This is a genomic window from Ruegeria sp. AB6 (genome assembly GCF_056542685.1).
In genome coordinates this window covers 809908-825590 of sequence record NZ_JBQGAD010000001.1, presented here as the reverse complement: position 1 = coordinate 825590, position 15683 = coordinate 809908, and the positions used below count along the sequence as shown (strand labels likewise).

Annotated in this window: 20 protein-coding genes; 16 read left to right on the top strand and 4 right to left on the bottom strand. The window is 59.8% G+C overall.

Annotated features, from left to right (window positions below):
- Positions 1-165: 165 nt before the first annotated feature.
- Positions 166-912 (top strand): FkbM family methyltransferase, encoded by a 747-nt coding sequence (locus ACR0DB_RS04120; protein ID WP_480549068.1) that lies wholly within the window; start codon positions 166-168, stop codon positions 910-912.
- Between the two features lie 54 nt (positions 913-966).
- Here ACR0DB_RS04120 and ACR0DB_RS04115 read toward each other — a convergent pair whose 3' ends face one another.
- Positions 967-1185, bottom strand: a complete 219-nt coding sequence (locus tag ACR0DB_RS04115) for a hypothetical protein (protein ID WP_170790303.1) — start codon at positions 1183-1185, stop codon at positions 967-969.
- 114 nt (positions 1186-1299) lie between these two features.
- Positions 1300-1986, bottom strand: a complete 687-nt coding sequence (rpe, locus tag ACR0DB_RS04110) for a ribulose-phosphate 3-epimerase (protein ID WP_480549066.1) — start codon at positions 1984-1986, stop codon at positions 1300-1302.
- Positions 1987-2141: 155 nt separating this feature from the next.
- Here rpe and phnC point away from each other — a divergent pair, with 155 nt between their 5' ends.
- The 5 genes from phnC to ACR0DB_RS04085 all read left to right on the top strand — a co-directional run bounded on the left by phnC (position 2142) and on the right by ACR0DB_RS04085 (position 6859).
- Positions 2142-2963 (top strand): phosphonate ABC transporter ATP-binding protein, encoded by an 822-nt coding sequence (phnC, locus tag ACR0DB_RS04105; protein WP_480549064.1) that lies wholly within the window; start codon positions 2142-2144, stop codon positions 2961-2963.
- Between the two features lie 63 nt (positions 2964-3026).
- The gene (gene phnD, locus ACR0DB_RS04100) at positions 3027-3929 is read left to right on the top strand and encodes a phosphonate ABC transporter substrate-binding protein (protein WP_480549062.1); all 903 of its coding nucleotides are present in this window, start codon (positions 3027-3029) and stop codon (positions 3927-3929) included.
- A gap of 69 nt (positions 3930-3998) precedes the next feature.
- Positions 3999-4880 carry a phosphonate ABC transporter, permease protein PhnE gene (phnE, locus tag ACR0DB_RS04095; protein WP_480549060.1) on the top strand — a complete coding sequence of 294 codons (882 nt, stop codon included), beginning with the start codon at positions 3999-4001 and terminating at the stop codon, positions 4878-4880.
- Positions 4877-6235 (top strand): phosphonate ABC transporter, permease protein PhnE, encoded by a 1359-nt coding sequence (gene phnE / locus ACR0DB_RS04090; RefSeq protein WP_480549058.1) that lies wholly within the window; start codon positions 4877-4879, stop codon positions 6233-6235. The genes phnE (ACR0DB_RS04095) and phnE (ACR0DB_RS04090) overlap by 4 nt, the downstream gene beginning before the upstream one ends.
- A gap of 9 nt (positions 6236-6244) precedes the next feature.
- Positions 6245-6859, top strand: a complete 615-nt coding sequence (locus ACR0DB_RS04085) for an LbetaH domain-containing protein (protein WP_480549056.1) — start codon at positions 6245-6247, stop codon at positions 6857-6859.
- Between the two features lie 161 nt (positions 6860-7020).
- On the opposite strand, the gene phnF is transcribed toward ACR0DB_RS04085, so the two are convergent.
- Entirely contained in the window at positions 7021-7731 is a 711-nt protein-coding gene (gene phnF / locus ACR0DB_RS04080; RefSeq protein WP_480549054.1) for a phosphonate metabolism transcriptional regulator PhnF, read from the bottom strand.
- Positions 7732-7834: 103 nt separating this feature from the next.
- Here phnF and phnG point away from each other — a divergent pair, with 103 nt between their 5' ends.
- The 9 genes from phnG to phnN are packed head-to-tail and all read left to right on the top strand — an operon-like array spanning position 7835 to position 13821.
- Positions 7835-8293 (top strand): phosphonate C-P lyase system protein PhnG, encoded by a 459-nt coding sequence (gene phnG / locus ACR0DB_RS04075; RefSeq protein ID WP_480549052.1) that lies wholly within the window; start codon positions 7835-7837, stop codon positions 8291-8293.
- Positions 8293-8868, top strand: a complete 576-nt coding sequence (phnH, locus tag ACR0DB_RS04070; protein WP_170782963.1) for a phosphonate C-P lyase system protein PhnH — start codon at positions 8293-8295, stop codon at positions 8866-8868. The genes phnG and phnH overlap by 1 nt, the downstream gene beginning before the upstream one ends.
- Positions 8869-8871: 3 nt before the next feature.
- A complete protein-coding gene (locus ACR0DB_RS04065) occupies positions 8872-9963 on the top strand; it encodes a carbon-phosphorus lyase complex subunit (protein WP_480549050.1) in 1092 nt (363 codons plus the stop codon).
- The gene (locus ACR0DB_RS04060) at positions 9960-10556 is read left to right on the top strand and encodes an HAD family hydrolase (RefSeq protein WP_480549048.1); all 597 of its coding nucleotides are present in this window, start codon (positions 9960-9962) and stop codon (positions 10554-10556) included. The genes ACR0DB_RS04065 and ACR0DB_RS04060 overlap by 4 nt, the downstream gene beginning before the upstream one ends.
- Complete coding sequence (locus ACR0DB_RS04055) at positions 10553-11413, top strand: alpha-D-ribose 1-methylphosphonate 5-phosphate C-P-lyase PhnJ (RefSeq protein WP_480549046.1); 861 nt, start codon at positions 10553-10555, stop codon at positions 11411-11413. The genes ACR0DB_RS04060 and ACR0DB_RS04055 overlap by 4 nt, the downstream gene beginning before the upstream one ends.
- On the top strand, positions 11410-11814 hold the full coding sequence (locus ACR0DB_RS04050; protein WP_480549044.1) for a VOC family protein: 405 nt from the start codon (positions 11410-11412) through the stop codon (positions 11812-11814). The genes ACR0DB_RS04055 and ACR0DB_RS04050 overlap by 4 nt, the downstream gene beginning before the upstream one ends.
- A 4-nt stretch (positions 11815-11818) precedes the next feature.
- Positions 11819-12589, top strand: coding sequence for a phosphonate C-P lyase system protein PhnK (gene phnK / locus ACR0DB_RS04045; protein ID WP_170354808.1), 771 nt, complete (start codon positions 11819-11821; stop codon positions 12587-12589).
- Positions 12590-12592: 3 nt separating this feature from the next.
- The gene (gene phnL, locus ACR0DB_RS04040; protein WP_480549042.1) at positions 12593-13276 is read left to right on the top strand and encodes a phosphonate C-P lyase system protein PhnL; all 684 of its coding nucleotides are present in this window, start codon (positions 12593-12595) and stop codon (positions 13274-13276) included.
- Positions 13273-13821, top strand: coding sequence for a phosphonate metabolism protein/1,5-bisphosphokinase (PRPP-forming) PhnN (gene phnN, locus ACR0DB_RS04035; protein ID WP_480549040.1), 549 nt, complete (start codon positions 13273-13275; stop codon positions 13819-13821). Before phnL ends, phnN begins: the two co-directional genes overlap by 4 nt.
- On the opposite strand, the gene ACR0DB_RS04030 is transcribed toward phnN, so the two are convergent.
- Positions 13803-14486 carry a DUF1045 domain-containing protein gene (locus tag ACR0DB_RS04030; RefSeq protein ID WP_480549038.1) on the bottom strand — a complete coding sequence of 228 codons (684 nt, stop codon included), beginning with the start codon at positions 14484-14486 and terminating at the stop codon, positions 13803-13805. The genes phnN and ACR0DB_RS04030 overlap by 19 nt on opposite strands.
- Positions 14487-14538: 52 nt before the next feature.
- Between ACR0DB_RS04030 and ACR0DB_RS04025 the strand changes: the two genes are divergently transcribed.
- Positions 14539-15678 (top strand): alpha-D-ribose 1-methylphosphonate 5-triphosphate diphosphatase, encoded by a 1140-nt coding sequence (locus ACR0DB_RS04025; protein ID WP_480549036.1) that lies wholly within the window; start codon positions 14539-14541, stop codon positions 15676-15678.
- Positions 15679-15683 lie beyond the last annotated feature (5 nt).

Genomic DNA, 15683 nt, shown 5'->3' with positions numbered 1-15683 from the left:
GAAGGTGCTGAGATTATTCGTCGAATAATCTCGGTCCTAAATGTTGAATTAAAGAAGGCCGTTCCACAGGGGGCGGCCTTTTTCGTTGTGCTTGTGGCAAAGCGATGTTTCTTTAGCTCGACTGCTTCGCCGACTGTGTTAGGCGCGCCAACGGAGAATTCACCTATGGATGACATCGAAATTCGATTGGCTCGGCGTCTGAAACGTCGGGGCTATCAAGTATCGGTCAATAGAGAGAGCGGGGACTATATCGCAAGCCTGGGCTTTGAGGCCGCCACTATTTTCGATGTTGGCGTCGCGTCGGGCACCTCTCATCTGTATGAGGCCTTTCCAAAGGCGAAATTTGTTCTGGTCGAGCCGATCGCGGACTATGAAATTAAGCTGCGCAAGAATTGGGGCGACAAAATTGATTTCGACTTCCATGCCTGCGGCGTTGGCGCGGAAAACGGGCAGACGACCCTTCATATACCGACAGTTGCTGGCCGAGTGTTGGGAACGCGCGCTACGATGATGGCCTTTGACGAAGCCGCCAGTGCGCATACGTCCGGCATTGAGGAAAGACAGGTGCCCGTCCGCACTTTGGATGAGATTGCGCGTTCTTACGATGGGCCTTTTGGCCTGAAGATCGATACTGAAGGGTTCGAGATTGAGGTGATCAAGGGCGCAAGCGAAATGCTGCAAAACTGCGCCTTTGTTCTGGCCGAGGTCTCGGTTCGGCGGCGATACCAAGGTGGTTATAGGTTCAGTGACTTTGTGGCAGTGATGGCCGAGCAGGGCTTTGAACTGCACGATTTCATTCGGCCTCCATCACCAGATGCCACGGATTGCGACGCGATCTTCGCGCCCTATCGCAGCGCGAAATTTGACTATCGGGACGCAAAGCTGTCCCGGATGACAAGCAAAGCCAAATAGCGCAGGGATGCGCCTGAGCCCTGCACCACAAATCGCCTTGGGTGGGGACTGTGTTTAGATCACATCCGCCAGAACCAGTCGGATGATGTCTTCGCGTCTCAAGCTGCGTGCGCGCAGGTCCTGATCGCTCATGACCCAATAGGCACGGATGCGTCGAGCCGAAGATCGCGCCTTGGACAGCTTGTGAAGTGCTGTGCGCAGTCTATGCGGCAAGCGCCCGGTCAGGCCAACGGGGTTAAAGCTGTACGGGCGGGGTGAAGAGGGTTTGGACATGGAAACACGCCATAGGTTTGAATTCTGACAGTCCGAAACCTAATCGCAGCTTGTGCGATTAGGTAGCTGAAATCAGGCATAGCCGCAGTGCAGCAGGTGCATGGCCCGAAGGCGTTAAAGTGCTGTTTCTGCGGCGGCGCGCACGGTGCGGATGTTCTCGCCATATACTTCGGGGGTCGAGACTGATCCGCCTTTGAACACAGCCGACCCTGCGACCAGAACGTCTGCACCGGCCGCCGCGACCAGTGGGGCGGTGTTTGGATCGACGCCGCCGTCGATCTCAATATGGATGGGGCGGTCGCCGATCATCTGGCGCAGACGGCGGACCTTGTCGGTCATGTCGATGAATTTCTGCCCGCCAAAGCCGGGGTTCACGGTCATCACGCAAACCAGATCCGTCAGGTCCAGCAGGTGTTCGATCGCCTCGGCCGGGGTGCCGGGGTTCAGGGCAACACCAGCCTTCATACCCGCGGCGCGGATCGCTTGCAGGGTGCGGTGAGTGTGCGGACCGGCCTCAATATGCGCGGTCAGGATATCGGCGCCGGCATCGGCATAGGCCTGAATATAGGGGTCGACCGGAGTGATCATCAGATGGACATCCATAACTGTTTTCACATGCGGTCGGAACGCTTTGACCGCTGGAGGGCCGAAGGTCAGGTTTGGTACGAAATGACCGTCCATCACGTCCACATGGACCCAATCGGCGCCCTGGGCTTCGATGGCTTGAATCTCGGCCCCGAAATTGGCGAAATCGGCGGACAGGATCGACGGGGCGATCTTGATGGTGCGGTCAAAGCTCATGGTAGCCTCGTGTCAGTATGTGGACTCGGCCTGCGTATACCCGCGTTGTGTACTGAAGGGTAGGGGTCAACGCCGTTACAAAACTTTCACTGCACTTTCACAGTTCCGTTGAAGATCGCCTTTAGCTGACCGCCAACAGGTATTGGGGGTAGCTCGTGCTGCGCATAGAAAAACTGACGAAGCGTTTCGGTGATAATGTCGCCGTGAATGCAGCCACTCTGGACGTCGATAAACCTTGTATGATCGGGATCATCGGACGGTCGGGTGCGGGAAAGTCCACCTTGTTGCGGATGATCAACCGTCTGACTGATTCCTCCGAAGGTCAGATTCTGTTCGAGGGTCGCGACGTCACCCAACTGAAGGGGCGTGACAAACGCGCCTGGCAGGCCGATTGCGCGATGATCTTCCAGCAGTTCAATCTGGTGCCGCGCATGGATGTGGTGTCGAACGTATTACACGGTACGCTCAACCGTCATTCCACGCTGGCAACCATGTTCAACCTGTTTCCGATGGCCGATATCCACCGCGCCATCGACATTCTTGACCGTCTGGGCATAGCAGAGCACGCGCCTAAACGGGCCGAGGCGCTGTCAGGTGGGCAGCAACAGCGGGTCGCCATTGCGCGCGCGCTGATGCAGGATCCAAGCATCATTCTGGCGGACGAACCCATTGCCTCGCTGGACCCGATGAATGCGCAGGTCGTCATGCAGGCACTGCGCCGCATCCATGAAGAAGACGGCCGCACAGTAATCGCCAACCTACACACGCTGGATACGGCTCGTCGCTATTGCGACCGCGTTGTCGGTATGCGCGACGGTCGCATCGTGTTCGACGGCCTGCCCGAGCAACTGACAACCGGCGTCGCCCGCGAGATCTATGGCGCTGATGCCAGCTTCTCGGAAGAGGCGACATCGACCGAGATTGAGACGCTGGATGCGACTCAGAAGGCCCTGATGGAAGCGGAAGCAACCATCTAAGCCAACCACCCCTTTCATCGACCGGCCGATGAAAGGCCGGCATATCAAACCGGAGAGAGACAGATGAAAAAACTGATGGCAGCCCTGGTGGCCACAACTGCAATGGCCGCGCCGGCCCTGGCCGCGGATATCAACGAATTCCGCATCGGCATTCTGGGCGGTGAAAACGCTCAGGACCGTCTGAACAACAACGAATGCCTGCGCGAATACACCGAGGAAACTCTGGGCGTTGAAACCAAACTGTTCGCACCGGCTGATTATGACGGTGTGATCCAGGGCCTGCTGGGCGGCACCATCGACATGGCGTGGCTGGGTGCTTCGGGTTATGCGAAAACCTACTTGTCCGATCCCGAAGCGGTCGAGCCGGTTCTGGTCAAGGTCAACACCGATGGCGGTTATGGCTATTTCTCGATCGGTTTTGCGCGCAAAGACAGCGGCATCACCTCGCTGGAGGACATGAAGGGCAAGACCTTTGGTTTTGGCGATCCGAACTCGACCTCGGGCTACCTGATCCCGTCGATCGAAATCCCTGCGGCAACGGGTTCCACCATGGAATCGGGCGACTATTTCGGTGAGGTGAAATTCACCGGTGGCCACGAGCAGACCATCGTTGCCGTGAACAACGGTGACGTCCATGGTGGCGTAACTTGGGCTGACGGCCTGGGCGATTGGGAAGATGGGTATCAGTCGGGCGCGCTGCGTCGCGCTGTTGATGCCGGTCTGGTCGACATGAACGACATGGTCCAGATTTGGAAATCCAAGCCGATCCCCGAAGGTCCGGTTGTTCTGCGCACCGCGCTGCCTGCAGATGTAAAAGAGAAAATGACCGCTCTGATGGCTGGTCTGGCTGAGAAAGACCGTGAGTGCTTCTACGGCGTTGCCGCCGGTGAAGCCCGCGCGTTCGAGCCGATCACGCATGACGCGTATGAGATCATCATCGAAGCGCGCAAGCTGAAGTCCAACTAAGCCTGCACACCCCAAAGACCGGGGTCCGGTGTTCCAAGCCGGGCCCCGTTTTCCACTCAGGAGCATTCCATGACAGACCTGACCGCAGGGTCCCCGACCGTCGACCAGATCCGGGCCGACTATACCGAGATGACACGACGCAAGCGGGTCTATGGTGGTATTCTTCTGATTGTTTTCGTGGCTTTGATGGTTGCCGGGTTTCGTACGGCGGATGACCGCAATGCCGGTAGTTTCGCGGATGGTTGGCACCGTATCTTTGACTACCCGGCAGAGGTGCTGTCCGAAGCCTGGGAAAAGATCGACGCGTTGCCCGCCAATCTGGTCAAGTTCTTCCCTGCGCTGGTTGAAACGATCAACATCGCCGCCGCATCTACGCTGATCGGCACCATTGCGGGTACGTTCCTTGCGCTGATGTCCACACGTGGAATGGCGCTTTGGCCCGCGCTGATCCCCCTGTTTAGGCGTATCGCCGATATCTGTCGCGCTATCCCTGAAATCGTGATCGCTCTGGTCCTGATCTTTATTCTGGGTGGCGGCCCGGTTCCGGCGATGATCGCCATTGCAATCCATACGGCTGGCGCACTGGGCAAGTTGTTTTCTGAGGTGAATGAGAACGCCTCATTAAAACCGGTCGAGGGTTTGGCTTCGGTCGGCGCGAACTGGTCGCAGCGCATGTACCTGGGCGTGATCCCTCAGGTTGGGCCGAACTATGTCAGCTACGCTCTGCTTCGGTTCGAGATCAACATTCGCGCCTCGGCCATTCTGGGTTTCGTCGGTGCAGGTGGTCTTGGCTATGAGCTGCGCAACTCGATGTCCTGGGGGCAGGGCAAGTACGATCAGGCTGCCGCGATTTTCTTGCTGTTGTTCGTCACCATCGTTGTGGTCGACCAAATCTCGGGCCATCTGCGTGATCGCCTGACCCAAGGATCCGAGAAAGGAGCGCGGACATGAGCACCTTCGCCACTGACCTCACCCTTGATGAGTTGAAGGCCGAGGCTGATCGTCTGTTCAGCCGAAAGCGCCTGATCAATTTTGGATTGCCTGCGTTGGTGCTGGTCTATCTAACCTATGTGTTTTTCGCTTTCGACGTGCCTGGATTGGCCGGACGCGCCAACTGGGAAAACGGCAAGACGCTTGTGGCTGACAGCTACAGTTACAAAACCCACATCGAGCGTGACAATCGCACAGGTGAAGTCTCGGCCGCAATCGAAGGTGAGCGCAAGGGTGCATATCCCGAAGGCCAAGCGCCGGATTGGGTCGCTCTGGGCAAGACCACGGTGATTGATCTGGAAGACGGCCATATCGTGCGGTTCGGCCCCGAGACGGTGGAATATGACATCCCCGGTTATGGCACGGTGCGTGCTACGCCGACCCGTTCGGCGGGTGTTCAGGCCGAGCTGCCCGCAGGCGACGTTCCCGACTGGATCAATGACTCAAAGAACCGGATGGCGATCACCACGGATGCCGGCCGCCTGACCGTGACGCGCAACCGGTCCGAAGTGTTCCGCTATTTCAACGGGTGGGAGCTGTTCTTCTTCACCCTCGATAGCCCCTACTATGGCAAGTCGTTCCCGCAACTCATTGGGCTGGCCGCAAATGGTGAGGCGGGCGCGATCCTGAATGATTTCTGGACCAACAAGATGTGGCGCCATCAGGACGTGGCTTGGGCCATTTTCGAGACGATCCTGATGGCCTTCCTCGGAACCTTGGGGGCAGGCATTGTGGCCCTGCCGCTGGCTTTTCTTGCGACGCGCAATTTCAACCCACTGCGTTCGGTTCGGTTTCTCACGCGCCGGGTGTTTGATTTTGTGCGTGGCGTGGACGCTCTGATCTGGACCGTCGTTCTGGCGCGGGCTTTCGGCCCCGGTCCGCTGACAGGTGCACTGGCCATTCTGGTGACGGATACAGGGACGTTCGGCAAGATTTTCTCGGAAGCGCTGGAGAATGTGGATCAAAAACAGATTGAGGGCGTCCAATCGACCGGAGCCAACGCGCCGCAACGCTATCGGTTCGGGGTGATCCCGCAGGTGACGCCGGTGCTGCTCAGCCAGTTGCTCTATTTCCTCGAATCCAACACGCGCAGCGCCACTGTGATTGGTGCGATTACGGGCGGTGGGATCGGCTTGCTGCTGACGCAGGCCATCATCACCCAGAAAGACTGGGAAGAGGTTGCCTACTACATCGTTCTGATCATCCTGATGGTAATGCTGATGGATTGGTTCTCGGGCTGGCTGCGTCGCCGATTGATCCAAGGCGAAACGAAGCCGCAACGGAAAAAGGCAAAGATCGCGTTATCCGCGAGCTAAGGAAATCACATGGCACGACTGAGTTCCGATCAACCGTTTTTCCACCCAGATTGTGCGATCACCAACAGCACATTCGGCGCGTATGTCGAAATTGGTGCCGGGACGCGATTGGCCAATGTGGAGCTTGGGGACTATTCATATTGTGACAGGACCTGTGATATCGCGAACGCTCAGATCGGCAAGTTTGCCAACATCGCCAGTTTTACCCGGGTCGGTGCAACGGATCACCCGATGGAGAAAGCCTCGTTGCATCACTTCCTGTATCGTTCGGCGGATTATTGGGATGACGTAGAAGATGATGCAGCTTGGTTCGAACATCGCGCCAGTCGGATGACCGTGATTGGTCATGACACATGGGTCGGCCATGCTGCGATCATCAAACCCGAAGTCACAATTGGTCACGGTGCGATTGTGGCCTCAGGTGCGGTCGTGACCAAGGATGTCACACCATACACCATTGTAGGTGGTGTGACGGCTGCTCCGATCCGGCCGAGATACCCCGCTGGCGTCGCGGAACGAATGCTGGCCTTGGCCTGGTGGGATTGGGACAATGCGCGCCTGCGGGCTGCGCTTCCGGATTTCCGGTCGCTGCAGGCGGAAGCCTTCCTAGAGAAATACGAGTAGCCGCAACATGTGTGGGCGTGGTCCTCCCGCGCCCGCGCACGCATCGGCTACGCCGATACCCGCTGGCGGCCTTGGGCCCGGCGCCGCGCTTTGCGCGGCGCTATGCCCAACGGGATGAAACCTCCGGCAGGAGGTCGAAGACGGGCGGGAGCATTCTGGGCTCAATCATCACCAAGTGTCAGAGTAACGCGATCACCGGCAAATGTGGTGCGACCATATTCGATAGGTGTGCCATTGGGCGCTATGTTGATACCGATCGAATGCAGAACAGGGGCACCCTCGGGCAAGCGCAGGTGCAAAGCCTGGGTTGCGCTCGCGGCGCGTGCGGTCAGGCGGGTGGAGTGGCGGGTGTAGTCGTCGATTCCACAGCGTTGCAATGCTTTGGTCACGGATTGTGTCTCGGACAAGGCGGTCAGAATATTGGGCAGGCGCTTGGCCGGAAAGACGCTTTGAAACAGAGCGATCGGCTGACCATCCGCTAAAGACAAGCCGTCATAGACGTGTACCAGATCGCCGGGGATCAGGCCCAGGGCCTCGGCCTCGGCTGCATCGGACGTTCGCGTTGTCAGGCTCAGGATTTTCTTGCCCGGAATTTTTCCGCTGGCCGATATGCTCTTGTGATACCTGACGCGTTTTCCGATCGGATAGTCGGTGGGTCGCGCTGCCACAAAGACACCTGCTCCGCGCCGGGGGTGAACTAGCCCTTGCTCGGTCAGGTCTGCGAGAGCGCGTCGCACCGTATGGCGGTTCACACCATGCTTGGCGGCCAGTTGCGCCTCGGTCGGCAGTTGGTCGCCGGTGTCATAGCGGCCTTCGGCGATATCTGAGATCAGGGCCAACGCGATGCTTTTCCAGATGGGTGTTTTACTCATGTCATCAAATCTTCATGCACCGGTGGATTGCGGAAGGTACCGTTGAGGTGTAATATTTGTCTAGTTGTATAGTATAAATAGACAACCCATCCAAGAGGGTCCGATGACGGAATTGTCAGAAATCAACACCGAAGCGCGTCGGGCGCGGATGGGTCTTCTGGCCCGCGCGCCCGAAGACGCATTAATGGCCCTTTGGCAGAAATATGCCACGCCTCCGCGCTTTGAATGGCTGCGCCGCCCCGAAATCGGCGGCGTTATGGTGCGGGGTCGTGCGGGGGCTACGGGCGCCCCATTCAACCTGGGGGAAATGACCGTTACCCGGTGTTCGGTGGTGTTGGAGGATGGCACGGTCGGGCATGGCTATGTCCAGGGCCGGTCCAAGCCAAAATCTGAGGCTGCCGCGCTTATTGACGCGTTGATGCAAACTGCTGCGGCGGATGAAGTCCGTGCCCAAGTGATCGCCCCTTTGTCAGAACGTGTGCAGGCAGACCACACCCGGCGCGCGGCCAAAGCTGCCGCCACCAAGGTTGATTTCTTCACATTGGTCCGAGGAGAGGATTGATGACCGCACAAGCTCAGTTTTCGGGTGGGTTCGATAATGCTCCGGTTCAGTCGTCTCACGCCTTTCGCGCCGCGATGAACGTTATGGCGCGGCCGGGTGAGATCAGAACGCTGGCCGGGGCACAGCCACCTGCGCCGCTATCGGTTGCGGCGGGCACGTTGCTGCTGACATTGTGTGACCCCGACACCAAGGTTTGTCTGGCCGGAGAGTTAGACACGGATGCCGTGCGGCGATGGCTGACATTCCACACCGGCGCACCCTTTACGGATGCAGCGCAGGCCGACTTTGTGGTCGGTGCGTGGCAAGCGCTGTTGCCGATCGGGCAGTATCGCATAGGGACGGCAGAATATCCCGACCGCTCGGCCACCCTGATCGTGGAGTGTGATGGTCTGAGTGCGCAGGGGGCCCAGTTGTCAGGACCGGGAATCCGGGACACGGCCCGACTGTCGCTGCCTGATATTCCGGCGCTGCAAGCCAACGCGGCGCTTTATCCGCTGGGCTGCGATTTCTTTTTCACATCTGGTGCAACCGTAGCGGCCTTGCCGCGCAGTACCCAGATCAGCGCGGAGGTGTAACCGATGTATGTCGCTGTCAAAGGGGGTGAAAAGGCGATCGAGAACGCCCATGCCTGGCTGGCCGAAGAGCGCCGAGGCGCGCCGGACGTGGCCGAGCTGAGCGTCGCCCAAGTCCGCGAACAGCTAAGCCTTGCGGTGAACCGGGTGATGGCTGAAGGGTCGCTGTATGACCCTGATCTTGCTGCACTGGCGATAAAACAGGCGCGCGGTGATCTGATCGAGGCGATTTTCCTGATCCGAGCCTACCGCACGACGCTGCCGCGCTTTGGGTACACCAACCCGGTTGCGACAGGCGATATGGCCTGCGACCGGCGCATTTCGGCCACGTTCAAGGATGCGCCCGGCGGGCAGGTGCTGGGGCCGACCTTCGACTACACCCATCGTTTGCTGGATTTCAAACTGGCCGCAGAAGGCGGCGACCCGATTGCGCCCGAAGCCGCGCCGTGCACCGAGCCAACGCCACATATCACCGAATTCCTCAAGGGTGAGGACATCATTCAGGATGAGCTCACTAGCGACGAGACACCGGGCGACCTGACACGTGAACCGATGGAGTTTCCCTCGACCCGTCCCCTGCGCCTGCAATCCCTGACCCGCGGGGATGAGGGGTTCGTGCTGGGCATGGCCTATTCGACCCAGCGCGGATACGCCCGCAACCATGCGTTCGTGGGTGAACTGCGGATTGGCAAAGTTGCGGTCGAGATGGACATTCCCGAGTTGGGCCTTGCCATCGGAATCGGTGAAGTCGAGTTGACCGAATGCGAGACAGTTAATCAATTCAAGGGCTCGAAAACCGAACCGCCGCAGTTCACCCGTGGCTATGGTCTGGTCTTTGGTCAGTCCGAGCGCAAGTCTATCGCCATGGCTCTGGTCGATCGCGCGCTGCGTTGGAAGGAGCTGGACGAGGACAATTTGGGCGCACCTGCACAGGATGAGGAATTTGTCCTAAGCCATGCCGACAACATTCAGGCCACCGGTTTCTTGGAACATATCAAGCTACCGCACTACGTGGATTTCCAGTCCGAACTGGAATTGGTCCGAAAACTACGCCGCGAGGCCGAGGAACGGATCACCCCAAAGGAGGCTGCGGAATGAAGGTCGTTGTATTCGATATCGGCGGTGTATTGGTTGATTGGCACCCCCATCTTGCATGGGTCGATGATCTAGGATCGGATGAAGCTGCCCATGCTTTCATCGAGCGGACCGGGTTCAAAGCAAAAAACGCACGGGGAGACAACGGCGAGCGGTTCGCCGATATGGCCAAAGAGTTGGTGGACCCGGAGGATCAGAACCTGTTCGCCTCCTACGTGGAGCGATATACACTCACTGTTCAGAACGCGGTTAAAGGCACTTGGGATATCCTCGATCGCCTCAAGGCGAATGGAACCCCCGTCCACGCTATTACCAATTGGTCGGCCGAAACCTGGCCAGAGGGTCTGAAAGTGCATCCCCGGTTGGGTGAGGTGTTCGGCACGTTGGTGGTCTCGGGTCAGGAAGGCGTCATGAAGCCTGATCCGCGTATTTTTAGACTTCTGTGCGAACGGGCCGCTGTTCAGCCCCAAGACTGCGTGTTCATCGACGATGGTTTGCACAATGACGACGGTGCGCGTGCTGTGGGAATGGACGCTATTCAATTTGTCGGCGCCGAAGCACTGGAAACAGAATTGTCCGAGAGGGGAATACTATGAGCGAGTACAATTTCGCCTATCTCGACGAGCAAACCAAGCGGATGATCCGGCGGGCGATCCTCAAAGGACTGGCTGTGCCCGGATATCAGGTGCCTTTTGCCAGCCGCGAGATGCCGATGCCTTATGGCTGGGGTACGGGTGGGGTGCAAGTCTCGGCCGCGACGCTGACGCCGGATGATACGTTCAAGGTGATTGATCAGGGCGCGGATGACACGACCAACGCGGTCTCGATCCGTAAATTCTTTGAGAACACAGCCGGGGTCGCGACCACCGAGGAAACGGAAAAGGCCACCGTCATCCAGACCCGCCACCGGATCCCCGAGGCGGAACTGACCGAGGATCAGATACTGGTCTATCAGGTGCCGATCCCCGAGCCTCTGCGCTTTCTGGAACCGCGTGAGACGGAAACGCGCAAGATGCACGCGCTTGAAGAATACGGACTGATGCATGTGAAGCTGTATGAAGATATTAGTCAGCACGGGGCAATTTCGACCTCATACGCCTATCCGGTAAAAGTGTCCGGGCGCTATGTGATGGATCCGTCTCCGATCCCTAAATTCGACAACCCCAAGCTGGAAATGGACGCGATCCAGCTGTTCGGCGCGGGGCGCGAGCAGCGCATCTATGCGGTGCCGCCGCACACCAAGGTCGTCAGCCTCGACTTCGAGGACTATCCGTTCGAGGCGACCAAGGCAGACCATCCCTGCGACCTGTGCGGGGCCGAAGACAGCTATCTGGACGAGTTGATCATGGATGACGCGGGCAACCGGATGTTTGTCTGTTCCGACACCGATTACTGCCGCTCGCGCCGCGCGGCGGGGCATGAGGGGCGTTTGGCCAAGGAGGATGCAGCATGATGCGCGAACACGTTCTGGGAATTGATCATCTGGGCCTGACGGTCTCGGACCTTGAGGCGACCAAGGCGTTCTTTGTCGAGGCGCTGGGCTGGGATGTGGTCGGTGGACGGCCCGAATACCCCTCGGCCTTTATCAGCAACGGCTCGGCGGTTCTGACGCTGTGGCAGCAAAAGGGCGAAGATCAGCACGGCTTCGATCGTCATGCCAATGTCGGGTTGCACCATGTGGCGTTCAAAATCCCGTCGCGCGAGTCTTTGGATGTGGTGTTTGCCGCTGTGAAAGACTGGCCCGGCGTTCAGGTGGAATTTGCCCCCGAACCTTCGGGTGCTGGGTCAAAAATCCACTTCATGATCCGAGAGCCGGGCGGCAATCGGATCGAATTTGCCTATGACCCGAGGTAGCCCCATGACCCCGCTGTTAAGCGTTCAGAACATCCGCAAAACCTATGGCACCCGGATCGGCTGTACCGGCGTCAGCTTTGATCTCTATCCCGGTGAGGTTATGGGGATCGTAGGTGAAAGCGGCTCGGGCAAGTCGACGTTGCTGAATTGTCTGGCCGGTCATCTGGAACCTGACGGGGGGCGGGTTGTTTTCGATACACGAACCGACGGGCCAGTGGATACGGTGACCATGTCCGAACCCGAACGCCGGATGCTGGGCCGCACCGATTGGGCCTTTGTCCACCAGCACGCCCGCGACGGGTTGCGCATGTCGGTAAGCGCGGGCGGCAATATTGGTGAGCGTCTGATGGCCGTGGGCGACCGTCACTATGGTGACATCCGCGACAAGGCCATCGACTGGCTGGGCCGGGTCGAGATCGAAGCGAACCGCGTCGATGACCGCCCCACCGCCTTTTCCGGTGGGATGCAGCAGCGGTTGCAGATCGCGCGCAATCTGGTGACCGGGCCTCGGCTGGTTTTCATGGATGAACCGACGGGCGGGCTGGATGTTTCGGTTCAGGCGCGTCTGCTGGATTTGCTGCGCGGGTTGGTGCGCGAGATGGGGTTGAGCGCCATCATCGTCACGCATGATCTGGCTGTGGTGCGCCTGTTGGCGGATCGGCTGATGGTGATGAAAGACGGTCACGTGGTCGAATCCGGCCTGACCGATCAGGTGCTGGACGATCCGCAACATGCGTACACGCAGTTGCTGGTCTCAAGCGTGTTGCAGGTGTGAGAGATGATTGAACTGAACAACGTCAGCAAAAGCTTTACCTTGCACAATCAGGGCAGCGCGGTGATCCCTGTGATGGAGGGCGCGACACTCAGCGTGGCCCCCGGGGAATGCGTGGCTTTGACCGGAGCGTCCGGGGCGGGCAAATCCACCCTGATGCGGGTGATCTACGGCAACTATCTGGCCGCCTCGGGGCAAGTCATGGTGGGCGGCGTGGATGTGGCGCAGGCTGAACCGCGCGAGATTCTGGCCCTGCGGCGGGACACTCTGGGCTATGTCAGCCAGTTCCTGCGGGTGGTGCCGCGCGTGCCGACGCTTGAGGTGGTGGCCGAGCCTCTGCTGGCCGTCGGATGCGACCGTCAGACGGCGCTCGACAAGGCGGCAGGGCTACTGGCCCGGCTGAACATTCCTGAGCGCCTCTGGACGCTCAGCCCCACGACCTTTTCGGGCGGCGAGCAGCAGCGCGTGAACATCGCGCGGGGCTTTGCGCACGACTATCCGGCGATGCTGCTGGATGAGCCCACCGCCTCGCTTGACGTGCAGAACCGTGAAACCGTGCTGAGCCTGATCGAAGAAGCGAAGGCGCGCGGTGCGGCGATCATCGGCATTTTCCACGATGTCGGCGCGCGTGAACGGGTGTGCGACCGTGAGATCAACGTCTCGGAATTCACACCGGGGATGGCCGCATGACCCTTGCACCGGTCATTGCGGTCGTCGGACCCTCGGGCGTTGGCAAGGACAGCGTGATCGAGGCGCTAGAGGCGCGCTCCGCACGTATTCACCGGATGCGCCGGGTGATCACCCGCCCCGAGGGCGAGGACGGCGAAGATTTCGACCGAGTCTCCGAAGGCACATTTCAGCAGATGGTGGATGAGGATGCCTTTGCCCTGCACTGGCCGGCCCATGGGTTGCTGTATGGGGTGCCCCAAAGCATCCAGCAGCTGCGGGGGCAGGCGGATGCAGTTTTGGTGAACCTGTCCCGATCCGTGCTTTTGCGCGCGCAAGAGGTGTTTGGTGATCTGGTCGTGATCTCGCTGACTGCCGACCCGCGGGTGCTGGCGCAGCGCCTGTCGGCGCGTGGGCGCGAAAGTGCGACGGATCAGGCTCGTCGGCTTGAACGCGCGCAGATCACGCTGCCCGATGGATTGCGCCGGGTGCTGCAGATCGACAATTCCGGCCCGCTGGACCAGACAGTTAACGCCATCATCACCCAGCTTCAGCTGGAAAGGGCATAGCGATGGATCAGGTGAAACCGCCCGTTCTCGGCCTCGCCCATCAGCGCCAGATCGGTGATGTGGAACGGCGTGGGCAGCATGGGCGCAAGCCGCGTGTCCAGCGCATCCTGAACGGTGGCCAGCGTCGGTTTGTCCAACTTGCCGCTGAGGGTGATGTGAAAGCGGAACGAGTCCATCACGTAAGGGTATCCCCATTGCACCAGATTGGCCTCATGCGCTGGCGACAGCCCGGTGCCACGACGACGCTGCAATTCGGCCTCGGATGCGGGCGCGCGGAAGCTGTCCAGATCACGCACGCAGGCGGCGGCCAGCGCGTTCAGCGCGGCCCCGTCACCTTTGGGGCGCAGGGCCAGGAACCGGCCCAGTCGTGCGATCTCAAGCCCCTCCAACGTGACCGGAGCCTGCGCAGCAGCCATCTGCGCGCAAGCCTCGCGCAGCGCTTGAACGGATTGCCCGTCGCGCAGCCGGAACGGCGGCTTCATCGTCGCGTGCAGCCCGTATTTGCGCGGCACCTGCGTGACGGCAGCCACGTCAACATCTGGGATATCGGGGTGCGCGACCGTCGCGCCGGTCTCAACGTCCCAGCCCAGCCAACTTGTGCCAAACCGGGTCCACTCGGCCCCCTCGGGTGGCGCAAAATAGATCGCGTATCGCGTGAATGTCACATTGGCCTCCTATCCGTGGCCTACCCAATAGCTCAGACCGTGTGAAGTTCAGATGACAGAAGAAATGATCCTTGCCAATGCCACGCTGGTTCTGCCCGATGAGACGGTCACAGGCAGCATCCGCGTCACCGGTGAAACCATCGCCGAGATCGCCACGGGCAGCACCGTGCCGCCCGGCGCAGTGGATTGCGGCGGCGACTATGTCTGCCCCGGTCTGGTCGAACTGCACACGGACAATCTGGAACGCCACATCCAGCCGCGCCCCAAAGTCGATTGGCCCCATGCGGCGGCGATTTTGGCGCACGATGCGGAACTGGCCAGCACCGGGATCACCACTGTGTTCGACGCCATGCGCATCGGTTCGATCCCATCGGGCAACCGCTACAAGAAATACGCCCGCGAGCTGTCGCGCGAGCTGTGGGATCTGCGCGAACAGGATGCGCTGAAGATCAGCCATTTTCTACACCTGCGGGCCGAGGTCTGCTCGGAAACCCTCGTGGCCGAGCTGGACGAGTTCGGCCCCGAGGATCGCGTCGGTTTGGTGTCGCTGATGGATCACACGCCCGGCCAGAGGCAGTTCCGCGATATGACCCAGCTTGAGGCCTACATGAAGGGCAAGCATGGCATGAACGATGATGACTTCCTGCAGCACGTGGCACAACTGAAGGCGTTGCGCGATCGGTTTGGCGATCAGCACGAGGTCGAGACGGTCAAGGCCGCCAAACGGTTCGGGGCGATGCTGGCCAGCCACGATGACACGACGCAGGATCAGGTGGCCGTTTCGGCGGGGCATGGCATCACGCTGGCCGAATTCCCCACCACGGTCGAGGCCGCCCGGGCCTGCCACGATCACGGAATCAAGGTTATGATGGGGGCGCCCAATGTGATCCGGGGTGGGTCTCATTCCGGCAATGTCGCGGCGCAGGAACTGGCTGATCTGGGCCATCTGGATATTTTGTCGTCAGACTATGTGCCCGCCGCGCTGCTGCTGTCGGCAACCCGCCTGGGCGATATGTGGGGCAATATGGCGCGTGGTCTGCGCACTGTGACGCAAACACCTGCACAAGCTGTGGGTCTGCAGGATCGCGGTGAGCTGGGTGAAGGTGCCCGCGCCGATGTCATTCGGTTCCGTCTGCGCGAGGGTGCTCCTGCGTTGAACGGCGTTTGGTCGCGCGGACGGCGTGTGGCCTGATTGGG

What these genes read in the sequence shown, in the direction of transcription:
- ACR0DB_RS04120 (WP_480549068.1), top strand. Translation starts at nt 166, where the DNA reads ATGGATGACATCGAAATTCGATTGGCTCGGCGTCTGAAACGTCGGGGC.
- ACR0DB_RS04115 (WP_170790303.1), bottom strand. Translation starts at nt 1,185, where the DNA reads ATGTCCAAACCCTCTTCACCCCGCCCGTACAGCTTTAACCCCGTTGGC.
- rpe (WP_480549066.1), bottom strand. Translation starts at nt 1,986, where the DNA reads ATGAGCTTTGACCGCACCATCAAGATCGCCCCGTCGATCCTGTCCGCC.
- phnD (WP_480549062.1), top strand. Translation starts at nt 3,027, where the DNA reads ATGAAAAAACTGATGGCAGCCCTGGTGGCCACAACTGCAATGGCCGCG.
- phnE (WP_480549060.1), top strand. Translation starts at nt 3,999, where the DNA reads ATGACAGACCTGACCGCAGGGTCCCCGACCGTCGACCAGATCCGGGCC.
- phnE (WP_480549058.1), top strand. Translation starts at nt 4,877, where the DNA reads ATGAGCACCTTCGCCACTGACCTCACCCTTGATGAGTTGAAGGCCGAG.
- ACR0DB_RS04085 (WP_480549056.1), top strand. Translation starts at nt 6,245, where the DNA reads ATGGCACGACTGAGTTCCGATCAACCGTTTTTCCACCCAGATTGTGCG.
- phnF (WP_480549054.1), bottom strand. Translation starts at nt 7,731, where the DNA reads ATGAGTAAAACACCCATCTGGAAAAGCATCGCGTTGGCCCTGATCTCA.
- phnG (WP_480549052.1), top strand. Translation starts at nt 7,835, where the DNA reads ATGACGGAATTGTCAGAAATCAACACCGAAGCGCGTCGGGCGCGGATG.
- phnH (WP_170782963.1), top strand. Translation starts at nt 8,293, where the DNA reads ATGACCGCACAAGCTCAGTTTTCGGGTGGGTTCGATAATGCTCCGGTT.
- ACR0DB_RS04065 (WP_480549050.1), top strand. Translation starts at nt 8,872, where the DNA reads ATGTATGTCGCTGTCAAAGGGGGTGAAAAGGCGATCGAGAACGCCCAT.
- ACR0DB_RS04060 (WP_480549048.1), top strand. Translation starts at nt 9,960, where the DNA reads ATGAAGGTCGTTGTATTCGATATCGGCGGTGTATTGGTTGATTGGCAC.
- ACR0DB_RS04055 (WP_480549046.1), top strand. Translation starts at nt 10,553, where the DNA reads ATGAGCGAGTACAATTTCGCCTATCTCGACGAGCAAACCAAGCGGATG.
- ACR0DB_RS04050 (WP_480549044.1), top strand. Translation starts at nt 11,410, where the DNA reads ATGATGCGCGAACACGTTCTGGGAATTGATCATCTGGGCCTGACGGTC.
- phnK (WP_170354808.1), top strand. Translation starts at nt 11,819, where the DNA reads ATGACCCCGCTGTTAAGCGTTCAGAACATCCGCAAAACCTATGGCACC.
- phnL (WP_480549042.1), top strand. Translation starts at nt 12,593, where the DNA reads ATGATTGAACTGAACAACGTCAGCAAAAGCTTTACCTTGCACAATCAG.
- phnN (WP_480549040.1), top strand. Translation starts at nt 13,273, where the DNA reads ATGACCCTTGCACCGGTCATTGCGGTCGTCGGACCCTCGGGCGTTGGC.
- ACR0DB_RS04025 (WP_480549036.1), top strand. Translation starts at nt 14,539, where the DNA reads ATGACAGAAGAAATGATCCTTGCCAATGCCACGCTGGTTCTGCCCGAT.